Origin of the sequence: uncultured Brachyspira sp. (assembly GCF_944393015.1) — a bacterium.
Taxonomy (GTDB): Bacteria; Spirochaetota; Brachyspiria; order Brachyspirales; family Brachyspiraceae; genus Brachyspira.
The window spans coordinates 1-21,480 of the sequence record NZ_CALXYQ010000027.1 but is presented as its reverse complement, the minus strand read 5'-3'; the positions used below and the strand labels follow the sequence as shown (position 1 = coordinate 21,480).

Here is a 21,480-nt window from a genome sequence, read left to right as displayed (position 1 = left end):
CTGTATTAATTTCCGCCCTCTAAATATGATATAACATCAGAGAAAGGCATTGGTTCAAGTCCGAATTTATCGCCTTCAAAAGCTATAAGCTGCTGCTTCTGCTGATTAGGCTTATCTAAGTTTTGATCTCTAAAATAGAATGTAGTAAATACCTTATTGGCAGATATACTAAACTCTACTGAATTAGGGTCATAACCAAATTGTACTATATTTTCAACTGTAGATATACCTGGGTTAATAGGTCTTATCATCTCTATCAAGAATTTAGAAAACTCTGTAGACATTTTACTTATACCCACAAAGAATGTAGTAGGTCTTATATTATTCAAAGGACTTACACCCACTCCGGCAATGTCTGCTGTAAGATTAACTAATAATTTTTCATCATTAATTTTTTCTCTGTTTTCAGGAGCAAGCAAATATTTAAAGTTTATATCACTAGCCAAAACACGCATATCATATTTAATAGTGCTTGTATTGAAACTACCCAAATCAACATTAAGCCAAGGTAAATGTATAGCTCCCCTTCTTGGTGCTGTATTATTTGATATAGAAGTTAAGAATAAATTATCATCAAATTTTTCACCGCCTATATATATAGATGATTTCAAATCCTGTATTGTAAGTCCATGTCCCTGAACTCTCACAGAAGAAGAAAAATCTCTTATTCTAATGCTGTCATCTATAAATGGAGTTATTTTTAAATATACTCTCAACTGTTCAAAAAACATATTAGGAACCTGCTCTATAAGAGGAGTATATCTAGTAGCTGTAGCAACTACCTCATTATCTGTAGGAGTCAAATCAAAATGATAGTCTATATTTGAAGTTAATCCCTTCAACACTATGGACATTTTATCAGGAGAATCCATATTAGCAAAGAATTTATCTGTTTTGAAAACTCCGTCTGCTATATTGTTTTTCAAATTACCATTAACATTGAATAATCCGCCTATTTCTATACCAAAAGGCAAATATAAGCTTTCTGTATCCAAACCAACATTATAATTCAAGTCGGCATTTTTTATAACAGGAGTGAAGTAGCCATCAACATATACTAACAATTTATTAGCAGGACTCTGTAAATTAAATTGTCTAATATTAGCATATAGATTCTCACCGAAATTAACATCAGCATCTACTTTCATAGTAACGTCCTGAAGTTTATACTGCTTTTCTGTTACATAGAAAGTACTGAAATTTGTAACTGTTGCAAATTTATCTTCTAATGATAAGTTATATCCCAAAGCACTAGTCATTTTTATATCATCTTCAAAAGGCAAACTATCAAGAATCTCTGCAAATTTAGTAGAAAGCCAATTTTTCATAGCATAAGGAGCTATCCTGAAAGTTGATATATTAACAAAACCTTTTTTTAATCCCAAACCTTCTAAATCAAGATTGGATCTAAAATTAAGGAAATTATCCAAATCTAAATTAAGTTCTGTAACTTTTACATCCTGACTTAATAAATTAGCATTAGCAAGTACATTGAGTTTTGCTGTAGCTGTAGAAGAAACTTCACCGTTTAAATTATAAGAGAAATTTTTTATGATACCATTTACTGTGGTATTAATATCATTTATCATCTTTCCAAAAACATGAACATCTAAATTTAAAGAACCTCTTGCAAGTCCGCCTGAAAAATTAGCAATAGGCAATGATGTTACATTTATATTCAAATCTGTAGGCTCATCAAATTTTACCGCGCCATTAACCTTTATATCAGAATTAATATATTTTGAAGATACATTGTCAATATAAAGAACTGTATCGCTTTTCTTATTAGGATCATTAATAGCAGGAACAACTCCCAATGCTCCATTCAAAGATGATAAAAGTCTTAATGATACATCTGTATTATTGAATCTATATAATTTCAATGCAGTTACTCTATCAATAGTTGTATTATGCTCTAATTTTATATCTTCTTTTGAAATATTATTAGGATTGAAAGTAAAATTAATTTTTGTTTTGGAATTAAGATTATTTACAGCTATAATATCTCCCATAGACAAATTGATTTTATCTAATGAGATGTTTATAGTATTAGTTAAATTATTAATAGTACCGCTGCTTTTATCTGCATCAACATTAACCATACCGCTCATATTTATACCCAAAGAAGGTACAAACATAGCTGCTAAACCATTTATTTTATTTAAATTAAGTCTTGCATATAATGTATCTAAATTAACGCCTATATTTCCGCTGAATATTTGATTGGCAGATGCTATAACCTTTAATATTTCATCATTCAAAAGTTCTGAAGATAAATTTTCTATAGATACGCTTTGAGTTCTTATATTATATTTGGCAAGGAAATGTGCAGAAAACTGCATATCATCACGTTTTTTGCCATTATAGCTGAAATTAGGATCATCTATCTCAAAATCAAATCTTATTACTATTTCATCTTTATTTTCTGTGCCATCAGGATTTTTAGGATAGGATACATCCAAATTAAATAACGGATTATCATTAAAGAAAATACTGCTGTCATTATAAGCTAAACTATTACTTATAAAACTTTTTAAATAAATATCTTTCAAAGCCTCAGGAGCAGATATTCCCATTACCTGAGATAATGAGAATCTTTTTGTATGCAAATCCAAATGCAGATTATAATTACTTAAACTTGCTATAAGTCCATTATGAGGTACATTTGTTAAAAATGATTTACTGTCTGCTTTGAATGCTAAATTATTTATTCTAATATTTTCTACATCAGCTTTTAACTTAAGAAAATCAAGTTTGCTGAAATCAAAAGGCTCTTTATTAGTATCTTCTTCTTTAGGCTTTGATGGCGGCAGATCCGGTAAATTCCAATTTCCACTCTCATCTGTAAACATATAAACATATAAATTATCTATACTTAAATCCTGAACATGAAGCTTTAAAAAGAATAAAGAAAAAAGAGAAAATTTTAATCTAAAATTATCTATCTTTATATTCTCTTCATTATTAAAATTATCAGAATTATAAAGCACCACATTGCTCATTTCTACTTTTGGAAATAATAATCCGTATTTAAAATCACCTATTTCCAATTTTCTATTAGTAGCAGAATATACTATATTTTCAATAAGATTTTTCATTCTCTCATTATTGAAATATATTCTAGCCCCTGCAATGCCTACAACAATCAAAAAAAGAAGTATCAAAGGTATATATCTCTTTTTGAATCTTCTTTTTTTCTTATTAGCATTATCCTGTTCTGATGATATTTCAGTTTTTTCTTTTTTCTTAAAAAATTTCTTCATAATCAATCTTCTATAAAAATATATTTTACATGTTTATAAAACAATTTTACACTTATAGAGATAGTATATTATAAAACATATTCTTTATCAATAGCAAATAATATTAAAAGTCATTATTATTATATGTACTATCCTCATAAGTACTATCTTCATAGGTATTATCTTGATTATTATAATATGTACTATCCTCATAAGTATTATCCTGATTATTATAATCATCATTATTTTCATAAGAATTTGTTTCTTCTTCATTACTATAATAATAATAATCAGAATTATAATCTTCCGGTCTTATAATGATAACATTATTGGTATTATTGAAATTACTCTCTAAATTCTCTTCAAACTGTTCTTCAGGCATAGTATTATCATTTAAATAATTGTTGCTGTAATTATAATAATCTGCCTCATAAGTATTTGTATTATTATATAAATCATATCCGTAATTATAATCACCACTTATTTCATTTGATATGCTCATATTAAATTCATAGCTTCTAGCTTTTGAAATTCCTTTCTTCCAGCCTTCTTTAGTCAAATCTCTTTCGAATATAAGATAATATCTGCCTTGAGATAAACTTATTTCATATTCATCATCTGTTTGAGGCATAGTGATAATTTTACCCAATACATCATTAGAAATACTTATATTAATAGCTTGGGAATCTATTAAGAAATAAGAAAGTTTAACACTTGATTTAATAGGTATACTAAAATTGTAATAATCTCTATCATAAGAATAATCTATAGCACCTTTGTATGTCTGATTAAACTCTATAGTCTGAGCTTCGGAATATTTATTATTAGGTTCATGTTCTGTGTATTTATCATAAGGCTTAGCTATAATGCTCACTCTATATGGTATATTATTAACTGCATTTGTAGAAGCTAATATAAAATAATATGACATATAAGGATAAAGTATAAGTTTATCAACTACTTCACCATCTCCGACATTATTAATATCTTTCATAGTTATCCAATTACCTTTCTGATCATATAGTCTTATACTTGCATCTATAGCAGGAACACCTGAAAGCTCTATAGAAATAGAATATGTATTAAAAGAACTATTAGTTATTTTATAGGCATCTACTTCCATATCTTTCAAATCACCTGTTTTAAGAGTAGGATTATAGGTTTGACCATAGTATCCTTCTATTGTGTAAAGCCTGTTGTCGCTATTAACATCTATGATTTGAGATGCAGAAATTTTATCATTAGGTTCTTTTTCATCAGTTTCTTTATAATCTCTTTTTTTAAGTATTAACATATAATCAATATTTTCTTTTACATTGTCTTTTGGAGATATTGATATATAATACTTATTTTCATCAGTATTATTTGTAGAAGGTTCAAAATATATATTCTTCATTACTTGAGTAGTATATATCATTTCTTCTTGTTTTTTATTTTGATTATTATTACTGCTATTATTGCTGCTTACTGTTTCATTTGTATCAATATCATTTGTAATAGAATTGGTTTCAATATTTGGTGTTTCATCAGGTTCATTTATTACTTTTATAACATTATTGTTATAATCATATAAAGTCATTATCACAGGAGAATAAGTGGAATTTGACACATAAAAGTCTATAATGCTTGATTTTCCGTCAAAAATAAAATAATAGTAATCAGTATTATTGCCTTCCAACTGCCCCATTATACCATCTTTATTAATTTCCTGTGCTGTTTCAAAGCTATTATTACCGCCAGCTTTTTTGTCCAATTTATATTGTGAAGAACCGCATGATGCTAAAATAATCATTGCAATATTAATAATTATTATAAAACCAATTTTTTTCATTTTATCTCCGTATCTATAAAAACAATATATAAAATTATACATCATTATATAATAAAAAGATACTTAATATTTTTATATATTTTAAAAAAAATACAATAAAAATAAAATCAGCTATTGACATTTTTATTTATATATGCTATTATTCTTTTACGTTTTCAAATTAATATGGGTAGGTGGCCGAGCAGTCAATGGCAGCAGACTGTAAATCTGCCGACGTGAGTCTACGGGGGTGCGAATCCCTCCCTGCCCACATTCTTTTTACGAATATTTATCTTAAACGAGGTATTGCTTTGGCTATAGAATTTAATAATGAATACATATCTATAGTTATGGAAGCTAACCTTTCTGCTCCCGAAGAAATAAAATCTTTTGCAGAAGATTCTGATGAAGCTTGCAATATAAGAATGCCTGTAGTTGTTCTTGATATGAAAAATGTTAAAGAAATAAACAGTGCAGGAATAGCTAAAATACTTAAACTTTATAAAAATCTTCAGTCTCTTAAAGTTAAATTATTTATGACAAATTTGGACGAGTCTATTAAGCCTACTCTAAAAAGTTTAATGATGTTTAGTTTAATAAAATATTTTGATGATCCTAAAGATTTCAGTATATAATTCTTTAAAACACTTAATTTTATAATAATTTATTGAATTTTGATAATCATTTTATTATACTTATTTTAGTAAATAATTGGAGACTTTTTATGCATAATAATATACCAACTGTAAGATGGACTGGTGAAGAATTGTACATACTTGACCAAACATTAATACCTATCACTGTAAAAGAAATAAAATTATCTAATGAAGAAGAAGCCTATAATGCTATAAAAGAATTAAAAGTAAGAGGTGCTCCTGCTATAGGTGTTGCGGCTGCATATTCTTTACTTATAGATCTAAAAAACAAAACTAATTTGAAAGCTGATGAGTTTATAAAATTTGTTCAAAAAAGAGCTGAATATTTGAACTCTTCAAGACCTACAGCTGTTAATTTAAGCTATGCTCTAAATAGAATGATAAATACTATAAAAGATAAAAATGATAAAACTTCATTAGAATTATACAATATATTAGAAACAGAAGCTAAAAAAATAAACTCTGAAGATGTTGATATATGTCAAAAAATAGGAGAATATGGAAATGAACTTTTAAAAGAAAATTCAGGAATACTTACACATTGTAATGCTGGAAGACTTGCTGTAAGCGGAATAGGCACAGCTCTTGCTCCTATGTATATAGCTCATCAAAAAGGTAAAAAAATAAGAGTGTATGCTGATGAAACAAGACCATTGCTTCAAGGAGCTAGATTAACAAGTTTTGAATTGCAGGAAGCCGGAATAGATGTTACTTTAATATGCGACAATATGGCTGCTTTTATAATGTCTAAAGGACTTATTGATTTGGTTATAGTAGGATGCGACAGAGTTGCTGAAAATGGAGATGCCGCAAATAAAATAGGTACTATGGGAGTGGCAATCTTAGCAAAACATTTTAATATACCTTTTTATATAGCATGTCCTTCTACTACTTTTGATTTGAATACAAAAACAGGTAATAACATAATTATAGAAGAAAGAGATGCAAAAGAAGTTATAAATTTTGCAGGTACTCAAACAGCTCCTTTAGATATGAAAGTAAGAAATCCTGCTTTCGATGTTACTCCTAATGAACTTATAACAGGTTTCATTACAGAAAAAGGTATAATAAAAGCTCCTTATATAGAAAATTTAAAAAAGGCTTTTAATTAATTTATAATTTTTAAGGAGATAAAAATATGGCTTATAAACAATTAAATATTAACACTATAATAGATTATTTAAAAACTATAGATGAATTAAAAAATATATTTTCAAGCTTTGATGATTTAGAAATAAAAGAAATCGGAGATGGTAATTTAAACTATGTTTATAGTATAACAAATAAAAAAAATGATAAAGAAACTGTAATATTAAAACAATCCGTACCTTTTTTAAGATGTGTTGGTGAAAGCTATCCTTTAGAAAAAGACAGAATGAAAATAGAAATTAAGGCACTAAAAGAACAGTATAAATTATGTCCGAATTTAGTTCCTAAAGTACATTATTTTTCAGAAGATATGTGCGTTGTTATAATGCAGAATTTAAATAAACATAAAGTACTTAGAGGAGAAATAATAAACGGTATAAAATTTCCAAAAGCAGCTGAACATTTAACGGATTTTCTTTCAAAGACTTTATTTTATACTTCAGACTATTATTTGGATACTAAAACAAAAAAGAATCTTGTTGCTGAATATATGAATGCTGAATTATGCAGTTTAACTGAAGATTTTGTTTTTACTCATCCATTTGAAGAAAATGAAACTAATATTTATCATGAAAAATTAAATTTAGACGAAGTTAAAAAATTCCAAAGAGATTCAAAATTAAAAATAGCAGCCGCCGAAATGAAATATGCTTTCATGACTAAAGCGGAAGCATTACTTCATGGGGATTTTCATTTAGGAAGTTTCATGGGTAACGAAGAAGAAACTTATGTGATAGATCCTGAATTTGCATTTTATGGCCCTATTGGTTTTGATATAGGAAAGGCTATGGCTAATTTCTTTATAGCATACATATCACAAGAGCATCATCAAAAAAGATTAGGAACAAATTCAAAAGAATTTAGAAAATGGCTTTTTGATACTGCCAAATATATGCTCACAGGAACTTTAGATAAATTTGAAACACTATGGAAGAAACATTTAGAAGAAACTAAACCATTATATTGGAATTATCCAGAAGGACAAAAACATTCTGAAGAGTATATAAAAACTGTATTAAACAGAATATTTAAAGACTCTGTAGGCTTTGCCGGATGTGTATTTATAAGAAGAACTTTGGGACTTGCCAAAAATAAAGATATTTCAGGCATTGAAGATTTAATTGAAAGAGAAAGACTAGATTGGATATGCTTAAATATAGGCAGAGAATTCTTAGTAAATAAGGATAATATTGATAATATAGAAAAAGTTGCTGATATAGTAAATAAATATTCTAATATAGATAAAATATAATTTTACAGTTTTTATGGGTGTATCATGGACTATACAAATAATAATAATGATGAAAATAAAAAAGTAAAACAACCTAAATTGAGTCTTAAAGAAAGATACAATGAAAATTTTCTAGAAGAAGCAGAAAATAGAAGAAAAAAACTTCAGTATCAAAGACTGCATGTAGGACAAATAAATAATCCTCGTTTGGAGCATATGGTTAAACTTCTTTATCAAGTACATCAAAATTACTATTTTGGATATTTTGAAGCAAGCTGTACTTTAGCAGGAAGTATGTTTGAACAATCTCTTATGATTCTATTAGAAGAGAAAATACAAGATGAAGGATATATTTCAGTATATAAATTTAATAATGGTAAAAGATATGAAGAAAAAATAACAAATGTAGAAGATTTGGCTCAATGCAATATAGGGTTCTTAATATCAATAGTTAATAATTATAAAATGTTTACAAAAAAAGAATATGATATAGCTAAAACTCTGCAATGCATAAGAAATTGTGTAGTTCATGATATGCTTCCTCAATTTAGAATAAATGGTAAATTTTATGAAGCGGATTTAAAAATAAATTTAAGCTATAATACCACAAAAATTATAAGTATTCCAAAAGATGAAATAAATACTTATACATTAGGACAAAGCTCTATAGAATTATGGTCATATTATTTGCTTACAAGAACTAGAGGTTTAATAGACTTCTTATTTAAAGAAAGAGTAAAAAAATTTCCGCCTGATTTTTTATAAAAGAAACAAATCTTAAAAATATTACTAAAAAAGGACTATATTTTAATAGTCCTTTTTATTATATTTTGCTATAAATTATAATGATTTTTCTACTTCTTTTCTGTACTTAATCAAACCTTCTTTTAGAATTCTCATAGCCTTTTTCAAATCTTTTGAATCAAGTACATAACACATTCTAATTTCATTCTTACCCAATCCCTCTGTAGCATAAAAGCCTTCTGCCGGAGCAAACATAACAGTTTCATTATCAATATTGAAATCTTTTAAAAGCCAAATAGCAAAATCCTCCGCATCTTTAACAGGAAGCTGAGCAAGCACATAGAAAGCACCTTCAGGTTCTCTCATAAATACCCCATCCATTTTTGTAAGCTCTTCAAAAAGAATTTTTCTTCTGTTATCGTATTCTTTTCTTGAAGCTTCAAAATAATCAGGAGGCAAATCATATAAAGCAGATGCCCCTATCATTTCAAGTGTAGGTACAGATAATCTAGCTTGACATTCTTTGAAAATAGCTTCCATAAATTCTTTATTCTTACTTATTACACAGCCTATTCTAGCTCCGCATGCAGAAAATCTTTTTGATATGGAATCTATTATAATAACATTCTCGGCTATATCTTTATAAGTACCGAAACTTATCGCTTTTCTATCACCATAAACAAATTCTCTATATACTTCATCACTTATAATGAAAAAATCATGTTTTTTAGCCAAATATGCTATATCATCTAATTCCCTTTTTGTAGATACAACTCCTGTAGGATTGGAAGGATTAGAAAATAAGTAACCTTTTGTTTTTTTAGTAATGCTTTTTTCTATTATTTCACGGCTAGGCAAATGGAATCCATCTTCAGCACAAGTTCTTACAATATTTCTTTTAACATTAAGTATATCGTAAAAACTATTGTAATTAGCATAATAAGGCTCTGCTACCAACATTTCATCGCCTTCATCAAATATAGCAATCAAACTAAGCAGTATTGCCTCACTTCCTCCATTAGTTATTATTATTTCATCTTCTTCATAATCTATACCCAATCTTTTATAATATGCTTGAATTTTTCTAATGAGCTCTTTTGTTCCTCTTGAATGTTCATATTTAACAGTTTTCATATCACAGCTATTGGCTATGGCATCAAAATATACTCTAGGTGTTTCTATATCAGGCTGACCTATATTAAGGTGATGTATTTTTATTCCTCTTTTAGCAGCTTCTTCAGCATAAATATTTAATCTCCTTATAGGTGAAGCTTTAAGCTGCTGTACTCTTTTAGATAGATACATGATAAACTCCAATTTGTTATGTATATTGTATATAATAAATAAAATTTTAATAATATAAAAAACTATTTACTGACAATAAGTAAAATTTTAATATATGCTATATAAAAAATAAAGGAGCTATAAGATAAATTACAGCTCCTTTTTATTCTCTTAATCTTTATAAGACTATTATTTATCTATTTCCCTATATTTAATCAAGGCCTCTCTAAGTATATGCATTGATTTATTTAAATCCTCAGAATCTAAAGCATAGGAAATTCTCACTTCATTTTTTCCTAATCCTTCAGTGGCGTAGAAGCCTTCCGCGGGTGCAAACATAACAGTTTCATTATTTATATTAAAATCTTTTAAAAGCCATATAATAAAATCTTCGGCATTTTTTACAGGAAGTTTGGCAAGAACATAGAAAGCTCCTTCAGGTTCTTTAGCAACCACTCCTTCCATAGTAGCAAGCTCTTCAAATATAATTTTTCTTCTATAATCGTATTCTTTTAAAGCTTCATCAAAATAGTTATCAGGTAAATCATATAAAGCTGCAGCACCAACCATATCTAAAGTAGGAAGTGATAATCTAGCCTGACATTCTCTAAATACAGCAGTCATTAATTTTTTATTTTTACTTATAAGACATCCTACTCTAGCACCGCATGCAGAAAATCTTTTTGATATAGAGTCTATTATAATAACATGATCTTCTATATCTTTATAAGTACCGAAACTTATTGCTTTTCTATCACCATAAACAAATTCTCTATAAACTTCATCGCTTATAACAAATAAATCATATTTCTTAGCAATATAAGCTATATCATCTAATTCCCTTTTAGTATATACAACACCTGTAGGGTTAGAAGGATTTGCTAACATAAATGCTTTAGTTTTAGGAGTAATATGTTTTTCTATCTCTTCACGGCTAGGAAGATGAAAACCGTCTTCAGCATAAGTTCTAACAGCATTATATTTAATATTATAAAGATCGTAGAAACTTTTATAATTAGCATATAATGGTTCAGAAACTAATATTTCATCTTCTTCATCAAATATTGCAAGCATAGCAAAAGATATAGCTTCAGAACCTCCGCTAGTAATTACAATATCTTCCTCTTCATAATGAATACCTAATTTATCATAATATGCTTGAATTTTATTTATAAGAGGCTTAATTCCCCTTGAATGTTCATATTTAAGTGTTTTTTCATGAAATTTAGAAATCGCTTCAAAAAATATTTTTGGTGTCTCAATATCAGGCTGGCCAACATTAAGATGATATATTTTTATACCTCTTTTAACAGCATCTTCAGCATAAGGATTCAATTTTCTAACAGGCGAAACTTTTAATCTCTGTATTCTTTTAGATATATCCATAATGATTCTCCATTAATTATTCTAAACAGTAATTTTTAACTAATTAAATATATATGAAACAATAAAAATTGTCAACATGTTTTATTTAATTATTATTAAATTAAATAAAAAAAATCATAATATAACATTATATATAAATAAAAATTACAATTCTAAATACATAAATTATATTATAAAGTGAAAATTAGTTCTATAATTATTTCATTATAAAACTATCAATTATTTTTTTATCATTAGGTAATAAAATATTACAATATATTGATAAAAGATGTTTTTTGATATAGAATTAATGGTAAAATAAAAAACGAATTTTAAATATGCATATTAAAAAAATTATAACATTAATAATAGTAACTACTTTGTTATATATTCCGCTATATCCTTTCGGCGGAAAGCCTATTACAATAGAAAAAGTAAGACCTTATTATACAACTGATGAAAGTGTTAAAGTAGATGTATTTATATATACCAATTTAGGAGAAAATACAAATTACAATTATTTATGTTTCGCAGTTGCTGATGCAGTAGCCAATCAAATAGAATATAATAAAACATTAAGACTTCAGTCAGAAACTAATTTTACAATTAATCCTATGGATTTTGAAAGGGCATACAACTATAAAGTATTTCAATTCACTAATATAACTTATACAAGCAGAACCGAAGGAACTAATATAATTATTTTAACTAATTATGAAATTACAACCTATACTAATTGGGGAGATGTAAGAAGTAATGTTCAGTTAATTACTCCGGAAACAAAAGGTTTTTTCTTAGAAACTAATGAAATGCTGTTTGATTATAATGGCAGTAATGTAATATTAAAAGGTACAAATGATTTTATTCAAAAAGTAGATATAGGAAAAACTTATTATGAATATTTTGGAGATGATATAAAAAAATATGTATTTACAAGAAATTCTGATATAGCTATATTTGGAACCGTAAAATATGACAGGCCTAATATAAGCGTAGTAACATATATAGCTTATATAAAAGATAGAAAAATAACATCATACTCCATAACAATACCAGAAGCAAAAATCGATGAACAAATACCAAACTATGCCTTAGAAATTGCCAATAGAATAAGCTATATTGATAAAACAGGAGTTATAGTAATAGATGTAAGCCCTGAAGATGCATTTGTTTATGTAGATGATGTGTTTATAGGAAAAAGCGGCCAAACTTTGTATGTACCAGCTTTAACAACGAATAATCATAGATTCACAATAAAAAAAGAAAACTATGAAACAATAGATACTATGCTTGCATTTGAAAAAACTAATGAAAACATACTGCTTAATTTTAAATTAAAAGAATTAAGTGAAAGTGCAAGAGTGCAGATTAATATACCTGGAGAAGAACAAAGTACAGTAATTATTAATGGAATAAAAGAAACTCCTACCAATGTAATAAATAGATATTTTGGTTTCGGAACATATTCCATAAAAATAACAAATACAAATTACATAGATTATTATGGTACATTTACAGTAAGCAATACTAATTCTTTAGTACTTACACCTAATATGAAAGTATATAAAGAACCAACTTTAGCCGATAGAATATTTAAAAATTATGAAAGAAATACAAAAATATTTTTAGGCTTAACTATAGCAAGTGCAATATTTACAGTTGGCACTTATATATATGCAGGGGAAATATTAGATTCTACTATGGTTAATTATTACGATAAATATAAGAATGATAATAACAGACCTCCTATAAATTTAAATAATTATAATACAGCTATGAATATATATATAGCAGGAATGGTACTGACTGGTGCTTTTGCTCTAACTGCTGGTATATATTATATGCTTTGGATAAATGAGAATAATTTTTCTGTTGAAGAGCTTTCATTTAATGCAAATTACAGTGGTGTTAATCTTATGTATTCATGGCGGTGGTAGCTAAAATATTTGTAATAATCAATAAAATTCTAAATTATATTTGACAAAACAGTATTATTTACTATACTAATAATAATATAATTTTAGGAGTTATAATATGCTTAATATAATTTTTATAGGAGCTCCCGGAGTTGGAAAGGGAACTCAATCTGCTTTAATTGAAAAAGATTATTCTATATCTCATATTGCAACAGGAGATATGCTTAGAGAAAATATTGCAAATGGTACTGAACTTGGAAAAACAGCTAAATCTTATATGGATAAGGGTGAATTAGTACCTGACAGCTTAGTTATCGATATGCTTAAAGAAAGAATAAAAAAAGATGACTGTAAAAACGGATTTATGCTTGACGGTTTCCCTAGAACTATAGAACAAGCTAAAGAATTAACAAACATATTAAATAGTCTAAATTATAAAATAAGTGCTGTAATAGATATATTTGCTTCAGAAGAAATAATAATAGATAGATTATTAAAAAGAGGCCGTGCTGATGATAACGAAGAAACAATCAAAAATAGATTAAAAGTATTTGAAAATCAAAGCAAGCCTGTATTAGATTATTATAGTGATAAGTCAAAAATAATAAAAATAGAGAGTGTTGGTACTCCTGAAGAAGTATATGCTAAAATAAAAAAAGAATTAGATGTATTATAATTTATAATTATTATATTTTTTACAAGGCTATGATTATAAATCATAGCCTTTTTTATATGCAAATTATTTTTATGATATATATTCCGAAAATATAAAAAAAATATTATCAAAATTATTATTTACAGGTTTGTATATGTCTGAAGAAATTGATATAAATAATAACAATGAAACTGAAAATGCAGAAGCAGCCCCTAGAAAAGCTGTTAAGAAAAAAATGATAATAAAATCTAAAACTAAAGAAAATATTAAAGATTTAGATTTATCATCTTATGGAGCAAGAAGACAAGCTAGAATATATGCTGTGATGTCTTTATATTCTTATGAAATTAATGATAGAAAAGAAACTGTAAATGAAATTCTTAGTTTCGATTATGATAAGAAAATACCTGAAAATATATTCGCATTCACTAGAACTTTAGTAGAGGGAACTATAAATAATTTAGAAAGAATAGATAGCTTAATAGAAAAATATTCTAATAATTGGGATATAAAAAGAATACAGTACGTAGACAAATCAATTATTAGAATGTCAATATACTCGCTAATATTTCTGAAAGACATACCTAAATCTGTAGTAATAGATGAAGCAGTAGAAATTTCTAAAATTTTTAGTGATAAAGATTCTTATAAATTTGTAAATGGGATTTTAGATGGTATACAAGAAAAAGACATACAATAAAAGATTGGCTAAATATAAAAACATACAGATGATAGTTTTTATATTATCTATAGGAGCCTTAGGTTTGATAGCTATATTATCATTAAATGTAGCAATAATACAAGGTAAAGTAAAATTAAATTCTCAAATTGTAGACGATTATACCTTGGCTAAAGAGTATTATAATAATAAAGATTATAATAAAGCTAAATCAATATTGAAAAAAGAAATAAGAAATACCATAGACCCCAAAAAAGAATATGAAGCTAATATACTTCTAGGAAAAATATACAATGAAACAAAAGATTATGATAATGCAATAAAGATATTCAATACTATGACAAATTCATTGTACTTAGATGAGCAGTTAAAACATAATTTAGGAATATCATATCTAAAAAAAGAAATGTATGATGAAGCTTTAGTATCATTAGAAAATTCATTATCAATAAATAGTAATTATATACCTAGCCTTCTTACATTAGGAAGATTCTATATGGAAAGAGATTTGCCTCGATTGGCTAAGGGATATTATGAAAGAGTTTTAACTTTAGAAGAAAATGATGAGGCTTTATTTTATGTAGGATTAATAGCACTTAATGAAGGTTTTCAAAGTGTTGCTTATGATACTTTAACAAAATTAGTTAGAAGAAGCAAGGGAGAATATGCTGATAAAGCTGCTACAATATTAGGCGACATATATGTAATATCAGGAGATACAGACAGTGCTATAGAGATGTATTTGAAAAGTTTAGTTAATTCAGATACAAAACCTGACTCTATAAAAAGACTTGTAAAAATATATGAGCAGGTTGAAGATTATGATGGCATAAAAAAAGTATATGAGCAGATATTAGAGCAAAATCCTAATGATGTTGATACAATACTTGCATTAGGTGAATTGTATGAAAAAGAAAATGCTTATGATAGATCTGTAAAATATTATTTAAGATTGGTAAAGATGAAAGATTATACCAATACTTATGGTGCTACAGGTTTGCTTGCTAATGCCTACTATAAAGGAAGCATGCTTAAAGAAGCAGAAGCAAATTATAAAAAAATTATAATGGCTAATAATAAAGATGATTTATATAAAACAGCATTAGAAAGACTTGGAGATATAACATACAGACAAAAAGATTTTATGTCATCTTTAAGATACTATCAAGAAATATACAAGATAGAAACTAATAATGCAATATTTATGCCTAGACTTGGAGAATTAGAATTATATTATGGAAATTCAGATAAGGGGATAAAATTATTAAAAGAATCTATTGCTGAAGATATAGGAAATGCTTTCCCTAGCAGAACATTAGCCGTTTACTATGAAAGTATAGGTAATAATAATGAAGCATTAAATTATTATAATTATACACTTTCTAAATATCCTAAGGATAGAGAAAGTATATACAGAGCCGGAATGCTTTATTATAAGACAAAAGATTATGAGAAAGCAAAAGAATCTCTACTTATAGCTGCTAATGATGAAAACAATACTGTTTTAGTAAGAGAAAATGCTTGGATAACATTAGCAACAATGATGGAAGAAATACGTTCTTATAATGATGCTTCTGCTTATTACAGACAATTAGTGGAAATGTCCCCTAGTGTTGAAAACTATATGCTTTATGGAGCATTCTCTTATAGGAGACTTCAATATAATGAAGCTATATATGCTTATAATGAGGCTTTGAATTTAGCTACATCAAAAAGGCAACTATTTGACATCAATTTGGTTTTGGGTAAATGTTATTATAGAATGAATGAACTTGATAATGCTGAAGAAAGTTATAGAAATGCTTTAAGTTATGACGGCGGAGATTCACAGGCTAGAGACGGTCTAAGACAGGTACTGGCAAAGAAAGAGCTTATGTATAATAATTAATATTAAGTAATATAAAAAATAAAGCAGGATATTAAAAAATATTCTGCTTTTTTTATTATTGTTATTCTAGTCTACGTCTACAATAACCTACTTGGTGCTACGACTCGCTTTTATATTTTTATTCTAATATTTAAAAATTATTATTATTATTGCTATGCCCGCAACGTATAAAGGCTTAACTTAATAAATTAAGTTACAAGACTGTATCCCTGTTGGATGGCTTAAGCTTGTCTTTTATTAATAATATTATTAAGTTTTAAAGTTATAAACTTGCTAACAATAATAAAAATAAACGAGCGGATGATAACTTTAGTTGTAGCCTATTTACTGATAATTCATAAATAAAAAAATAATTTTTTAATCATGGAATATTAAAGATAAAAATTGTGAGTATACTGCAAATTAGTTTGCTATAGATTGAATGTGAATAATAAAAAAGCCGTACTAATTATCAGTACGGCAACAATGAACCGGTGACGGGTTTCGAACCCGCGAGTGCAGGAATGAAAATCCTGTGTGTTAAACCTCTTCACCACACCGGCATATATTAAAGAACTTTTGATTAATGTGAGCCAAGAAGGGTTCGAACCTTCGACAACCGCCTTAAAAGGGCGATGCTCTACCGACTGAGCTATTGGCCCATTTGTTTTCACATTCATTCAAATGTTTGTATATAATACTATATTATTACTTTTTTGTCAAGCCCAAATTTAATTTTTTTTCATAACTAATTATTAAATATATTCCATGGATTATATGAAGGCAAATCTGCTTCAACATATATTTCTTCATCTTTTGTAGGATGAGGAAATTTAAGACTTTTGGCAAATAAAGCTAAAGGGACATCATTTCTGTCATATTTTATATAACTTCCGTATTTCCTATCGCCATATATAACATGTCCTATATTAGAAAGCTGTACTCTTATTTGATGGAATCTGCCAGTTTCTAATTCTATCTTTAATAAACTAAGATTTTTTATTACATCTTCCTTTATAACATTATATTTTAATTTGGCTATTTTGGCATTCTTTGTATTTTCAAAAACAACCTGAGCTATATTACCCAATTTATTTGTTTTTTTTATAAGATAGTTTTCAAGTTTACACTCTTTTTCTAGGAGTATACCATTAACAACAGCATAATAAGTTTTTTCAAACTTTCTATCCCTTATAGCCTCGCTTAACCTTGAAGCGGCCTTTGATGTCTTAGCAAATACTATAACTCCTGATACAGGTCTGTCTAATCTATGCACAAGCCCTAAAAATACATTTCCTTTCTTATTATACTTTATTTTTATATAATCTTTAATATTCTCAAAAAAAGAAATGTCTCCTGTTATATCACCTTGCGTAGGTATATTAGGAGGCTTTACAGCTACTATTATATGATTATCTTCATAAAGAGGATTAATATAATTACTCATTTCTTTTTCTATATCCATATTATTTTACCATTGTTATTTTAATTCATAAGAAGTTATATATTTTATAATAGTGCTTAATTAGATTTATTGTGATTAAAAAAGGGGGATGTGCCTAGTCAGGGAATCGAACCCTAGACACAAGGATTTTCAGTCCTTTGCTCTACCAACTGAGCTAACTAGGCAAGTGAAAATATTATAGCATACAAGCAAAAAATGTCAAGCATTTATATACAAATTATTACAAAAAATATTTTTTTTGGTTTATAAATTATATATTTTGACAAATAGCATTATTAAATATATAATACATAGCAAATTTTCGTTATTTCTGATTTATAAATGCAGTCAGAATACTATACAATCTTTATATGCAGGTAATATATGACAAAGAAAAAAGACAGAATAATAACATTTTCATTAATAGTTGTAATTATAATACTAATAAATGCAATAGCTAATCAATTTACTCCTATGATAGATTTAACTAAGGATAAAGTTTATTCTTTGAGTAAAGAAAGTAAGAATTTAGTTAAAAATTTAAAAGAGCCTATGAGTATAAAATTTTTTGTTACACCAAATTTACCTCCCCCATTCTCAACTTATGAGAAATATATAAAAGATTTATTTGAAGGATATAAAGCAGCTGGCGGAAAGAATATAAGCTTTGAAGTGATAGATGCTTCAAAACATGGGGATTTAGCTAGCCAGTACAGAATAAATCCTACTCAAATAAGTGTATTAGAAAAGGATCAAACTCAAACTAAAGTAGCATATATGGGACTTTCTTTCATATACGGCGATTCTATAGAAACAATACCATTTGTACAATCAACTGAAGGTTTAGAATATAATATAGACACCATAATAAGAAAGATGATGGATAAAAATGACAGACTTGCAAGATTAGAAAATAATTTGAATGTTTATTATGTATCATCAAAAGAAATATACGATCTTCTTCCTATAGGAGCAATGGAGCTTATACCTGATTCTATTATGCAGGCTGTTGCTGATGCTAATAAGGATTTAATGAATAAAGTAAGATTTATAAATGTAGATATGTCTAACCCTACTGCTGAAAATGAAGAATTATTAAAAAAGCTTAATGTTAAAAAAATTGAATGGAACGATATAAAAGACCCTAATGGAAATATAGTAGCAAATAAAGGAAGTGCTTATTTTTCATTAGTTTTAGAAAATGGGGATGATATAAGACAGCTTTCAACATCATATATATTGTATGGGGCTTTTGACGAAATAAAAAATGAAATATCAAAAAATATAGACAGTATGCTTGGACTTAAAGCAACTATAGGATATGTTCAGGGACATGAAGAAGCTAATTATATAACTATACCTCCTCAATTCGGAGGAAATCCTAATGATGCTTATGACAGCGTAAGCGAATATGTAACAGAAATACAAGGCAATTATAATTTTGAAGCTGTTGATATTTCATTAAATGATATATCTTCAAGTATAGATGCTCTAATAATAGCAGGAAGTAAAACAGCATTCAGCGACTATGAATTATATAAATTGGATCAGTTTATTATGAGCGGAAAGCCTGTATTATTTATGCTTAATGGTGTAGAGATAAATCAAAATGATCCTAATGCTCAGATGTACGGGCCTAAACTTATACCTGTTACAAACAGACTTAATGAAATACTTCCAAATTATGGTTTTACTGTAGCCACAAATATGATATTTGATGATAATGCGTATAAGGCTCAATTACAGCAGGGTATGCCGGAACAGAAAATGTATTATATACCTTTGATAGCTACTGAAAATATTAATGCTAAAAGTGATATAACTAAAAGTATTAATCTTTTACTTACTCCTATATCATCAGAAATTATAACTAATACAAATAATACTGATATAAAAGTGACACCTTTAATCTATACAAGTGATAAAAGCTGGGTAGAAACAGAAAACTTTGCTTCTTCTATGACAGGTATGCCTCAGGATTCAAGCAGATTATCAAAAAGGCTTTTAGCTGCTTCATTTGAAGGAAAAATGAATAGTGCATTTGCTGGAAAAGATATACCTTCATCAACAAATGCCCAGAATAATATTAATAATGATATAAACAGAATTAATTCTACTACAAGCGGAAAAGTTATGGTTGTAGGTTCTTATGAAATGGCTAAAAACAGTGCTTATACTGCAAATAAAATTTTCTTAATGAATTTAGTTGATTATATGGCAGGCGACAGCGGACTAATGAGCATAAGAAGAAAAGGAGCTGTATTTAACCCTCCTTATCAAGTACCTGAAACAGTTAAGCTTTTTGTAAGAGTAATAAATATAGTCATGCTTCCTGTTGCTGTTATAGTATTCGGACTTATGTTATGGAGTTCCGACAAGAAAAGAAGACAGAATATATTTGAAAAGTTTAATAGAAAGGCAGAATAATTTTAAAGCTTTATAATTATTTGTAACTTTGACAATTTAAATTCTTTTGTTATAATAAAATTATGAGCAAAACAAAAGATATTAATGTACTTAACGATTATTTTATGCGTTATATGTTTGCAAAAGAAGGACATGAAGGTATTTTAAAAAATCTCATTAATTCTGTAAGATTGGACTATAATCAAGAGCCATTTGAAGAAGTAAAAGTTTTAAATACTTTTAATCTAAAAGAAACAATTAATGATAAACAATCTATAGCACCGAAGGTGGCACGCAAGGTGGACAGATGTCGCAGACGCCTTGATGTAAGAGCTGTTACTAAAACCGGTGAAACTGTTTTAATAGAAATACAAAGAATAGGAAATCAGTCATTTGTTTATAGAAGTTTATACTATTGGTCTAAAGCTTATGTTGCCAATTTGAGAAATAATGAAAAATATAATGATTTAAAACAGGTTATAGTGATTAATATTTTAGACTTTAATCTGTTAAAAGATATCAATAAAGAACATAGCTGTTATGTTATAAAAGAACTTGAAACTAATCATATACTTACTAATCATCTTGAGATGCATTTCCTTGAATTACAGAAATATTTATCTAGTAATTCAAATCTCAAAGATGAATTAGATGCTTGGTTTTATTTTTTTAACAAGTAAAGAAAAAATGGAGTATATTATGGAAATATTAGTTAAAAAAAATCCTATAATGAAAGAAGTTTATGATGAGTATAACAAATTTGTAAATACAAAAGATTTATTTGATAATTATGCAGAATATGAAAAGAATTATTTTGATATTTTAGCTTTAAATGAAGAAAGAATAAAAGGCAGAGAAGAAGGTATAAAAGAAACTCAAATATCTATGGCTAAAAATATGAAAAATAAGAATATGGATTTAAACCTTATTAGTGAATTAACAAATTTAAGTATAGAAGAAATAAAAAAATTATGAGCATATAACAAATTTATTTGTTATATATTTTAAGCGAATAATTTTTTATAAATAAAT

The 21,480-nt window shown here is 27.2% G+C and carries 14 protein-coding genes, 4 tRNA genes and 1 pseudogene; 11 read left to right on the top strand and 8 right to left on the bottom strand.

What is annotated here, in order from left to right:
• Window positions 1–5: 5 nt before the first annotated feature.
• A complete protein-coding gene (locus Q0K19_RS09830) occupies window positions 6–3,263 on the bottom strand; it encodes an AsmA family protein (RefSeq protein WP_297247611.1) in 3,258 nt (1,085 codons plus the stop codon).
• A 103-nt stretch (window positions 3,264–3,366) separates the two neighbouring features.
• Window positions 3,367–5,073: a peptidase gene (locus Q0K19_RS09825; RefSeq protein ID WP_297247610.1), complete on the bottom strand. Its 1,707-nt coding sequence runs from the start codon at window positions 5,071–5,073 to the stop codon at window positions 3,367–3,369.
• A 167-nt stretch (window positions 5,074–5,240) separates the two neighbouring features.
• Between Q0K19_RS09825 and Q0K19_RS09820 the strand changes: the two genes are divergently transcribed.
• The 5 genes from Q0K19_RS09820 (at window position 5,241) to Q0K19_RS09800 (ending at window position 8,853) form a co-directional block, all read left to right on the top strand.
• Window positions 5,241–5,323: transfer RNA gene (locus tag Q0K19_RS09820), tRNA-Tyr, on the top strand.
• Between the two features lie 40 nt (window positions 5,324–5,363).
• On the top strand, window positions 5,364–5,687 hold the full coding sequence (locus tag Q0K19_RS09815) for an STAS domain-containing protein (RefSeq protein ID WP_367172156.1): 324 nt from the start codon (window positions 5,364–5,366) through the stop codon (window positions 5,685–5,687).
• 89 nt (window positions 5,688–5,776) lie between these two features.
• On the top strand, window positions 5,777–6,820 hold the full coding sequence (gene mtnA, locus Q0K19_RS09810; protein WP_297247609.1) for an S-methyl-5-thioribose-1-phosphate isomerase: 1,044 nt from the start codon (window positions 5,777–5,779) through the stop codon (window positions 6,818–6,820).
• A gap of 26 nt (window positions 6,821–6,846) precedes the next feature.
• Complete coding sequence (gene mtnK, locus Q0K19_RS09805) at window positions 6,847–8,109, top strand: S-methyl-5-thioribose kinase (protein ID WP_297247608.1); 1,263 nt, start codon at window positions 6,847–6,849, stop codon at window positions 8,107–8,109.
• Between the two features lie 24 nt (window positions 8,110–8,133).
• Window positions 8,134–8,853 carry a hypothetical protein gene (locus Q0K19_RS09800; protein ID WP_297247607.1) on the top strand — a complete coding sequence of 240 codons (720 nt, stop codon included), beginning with the start codon at window positions 8,134–8,136 and terminating at the stop codon, window positions 8,851–8,853.
• A 75-nt stretch (window positions 8,854–8,928) separates the two neighbouring features.
• On the opposite strand, the gene Q0K19_RS09795 is transcribed toward Q0K19_RS09800, so the two are convergent.
• Together Q0K19_RS09795 and Q0K19_RS09790 are read right to left on the bottom strand one after the other, a co-directional pair.
• Complete coding sequence (locus tag Q0K19_RS09795) at window positions 8,929–10,137, bottom strand: pyridoxal phosphate-dependent aminotransferase (protein WP_297247606.1); 1,209 nt, start codon at window positions 10,135–10,137, stop codon at window positions 8,929–8,931.
• A gap of 168 nt (window positions 10,138–10,305) precedes the next feature.
• A complete protein-coding gene (locus Q0K19_RS09790) occupies window positions 10,306–11,502 on the bottom strand; it encodes a pyridoxal phosphate-dependent aminotransferase (RefSeq protein ID WP_297247605.1) in 1,197 nt (398 codons plus the stop codon).
• A gap of 317 nt (window positions 11,503–11,819) precedes the next feature.
• Here Q0K19_RS09790 and Q0K19_RS09785 point away from each other — a divergent pair, with 317 nt between their 5' ends.
• From Q0K19_RS09785 to Q0K19_RS09770, 4 genes are all read left to right on the top strand, one after another.
• The gene (locus Q0K19_RS09785; RefSeq protein ID WP_297247604.1) at window positions 11,820–13,418 is read left to right on the top strand and encodes a PEGA domain-containing protein; all 1,599 of its coding nucleotides are present in this window, start codon (window positions 11,820–11,822) and stop codon (window positions 13,416–13,418) included.
• Window positions 13,419–13,515: 97 nt separating this feature from the next.
• Window positions 13,516–14,073 carry an adenylate kinase gene (locus tag Q0K19_RS09780; protein ID WP_297247603.1) on the top strand — a complete coding sequence of 186 codons (558 nt, stop codon included), beginning with the start codon at window positions 13,516–13,518 and terminating at the stop codon, window positions 14,071–14,073.
• A 133-nt stretch (window positions 14,074–14,206) separates the two neighbouring features.
• Window positions 14,207–14,752, top strand: coding sequence for a transcription antitermination factor NusB (gene nusB, locus Q0K19_RS09775; protein ID WP_297247602.1), 546 nt, complete (start codon window positions 14,207–14,209; stop codon window positions 14,750–14,752).
• Window positions 14,724–16,619, top strand: coding sequence for a tetratricopeptide repeat protein (locus Q0K19_RS09770; protein WP_297247601.1), 1,896 nt, complete (start codon window positions 14,724–14,726; stop codon window positions 16,617–16,619). Before nusB ends, Q0K19_RS09770 begins: the two co-directional genes overlap by 29 nt.
• 468 nt (window positions 16,620–17,087) lie before the next feature.
• On the opposite strand, the gene Q0K19_RS09765 is transcribed toward Q0K19_RS09770, so the two are convergent.
• The 4 genes from Q0K19_RS09765 to Q0K19_RS09750 all read right to left on the bottom strand — a co-directional run bounded on the left by Q0K19_RS09765 (window position 17,088) and on the right by Q0K19_RS09750 (window position 18,227).
• A tRNA-Glu gene (locus Q0K19_RS09765) sits at window positions 17,088–17,161 on the bottom strand.
• Between the two features lie 26 nt (window positions 17,162–17,187).
• Window positions 17,188–17,260 (bottom strand) — tRNA-Lys (locus Q0K19_RS09760).
• An 86-nt stretch (window positions 17,261–17,346) separates the two neighbouring features.
• Complete coding sequence (locus Q0K19_RS09755; protein ID WP_297247600.1) at window positions 17,347–18,063, bottom strand: RluA family pseudouridine synthase; 717 nt, start codon at window positions 18,061–18,063, stop codon at window positions 17,347–17,349.
• A 91-nt stretch (window positions 18,064–18,154) separates the two neighbouring features.
• A tRNA-Phe gene (locus Q0K19_RS09750) sits at window positions 18,155–18,227 on the bottom strand.
• 199 nt (window positions 18,228–18,426) lie between these two features.
• On the opposite strand from Q0K19_RS09750, the gene Q0K19_RS09745 reads away from it, so the two are divergent.
• On the top strand, window positions 18,427–20,469 hold the full coding sequence (locus Q0K19_RS09745) for a GldG family protein (RefSeq protein WP_297247599.1): 2,043 nt from the start codon (window positions 18,427–18,429) through the stop codon (window positions 20,467–20,469).
• 62 nt (window positions 20,470–20,531) lie between these two features.
• Window positions 20,532–21,423 (top strand): annotated as a pseudogene (locus Q0K19_RS09740) (Rpn family recombination-promoting nuclease/putative transposase).
• The last annotated feature ends 57 nt before the right edge of the window (window positions 21,424–21,480 follow it).

Bases quoted from the DNA above. Each gene is read 5' to 3' on its own strand.
- Q0K19_RS09825 (WP_297247610.1), bottom strand. From the start codon at position 5,073: ATGAAAAAAATTGGTTTTATAATAATTATTAATATTGCAATGATTATT.
- mtnK (WP_297247608.1), top strand. From the start codon at position 6,847: ATGGCTTATAAACAATTAAATATTAACACTATAATAGATTATTTAAAA.
- Q0K19_RS09780 (WP_297247603.1), top strand. From the start codon at position 13,516: ATGCTTAATATAATTTTTATAGGAGCTCCCGGAGTTGGAAAGGGAACT.
- Q0K19_RS09770 (WP_297247601.1), top strand. From the start codon at position 14,724: ATGGTATACAAGAAAAAGACATACAATAAAAGATTGGCTAAATATAAA.
- Q0K19_RS09755 (WP_297247600.1), bottom strand. From the start codon at position 18,063: ATGGATATAGAAAAAGAAATGAGTAATTATATTAATCCTCTTTATGAA.
- mtnA (WP_297247609.1), top strand. From the start codon at position 5,777: ATGCATAATAATATACCAACTGTAAGATGGACTGGTGAAGAATTGTAC.
- Q0K19_RS09745 (WP_297247599.1), top strand. From the start codon at position 18,427: ATGACAAAGAAAAAAGACAGAATAATAACATTTTCATTAATAGTTGTA.
- nusB (WP_297247602.1), top strand. From the start codon at position 14,207: ATGTCTGAAGAAATTGATATAAATAATAACAATGAAACTGAAAATGCA.
- Q0K19_RS09785 (WP_297247604.1), top strand. From the start codon at position 11,820: ATGCATATTAAAAAAATTATAACATTAATAATAGTAACTACTTTGTTA.
- Q0K19_RS09830 (WP_297247611.1), bottom strand. From the start codon at position 3,263: ATGAAGAAATTTTTTAAGAAAAAAGAAAAAACTGAAATATCATCAGAA.
- Q0K19_RS09795 (WP_297247606.1), bottom strand. From the start codon at position 10,137: ATGTATCTATCTAAAAGAGTACAGCAGCTTAAAGCTTCACCTATAAGG.
- Q0K19_RS09790 (WP_297247605.1), bottom strand. From the start codon at position 11,502: ATGGATATATCTAAAAGAATACAGAGATTAAAAGTTTCGCCTGTTAGA.
- Q0K19_RS09800 (WP_297247607.1), top strand. From the start codon at position 8,134: ATGGACTATACAAATAATAATAATGATGAAAATAAAAAAGTAAAACAA.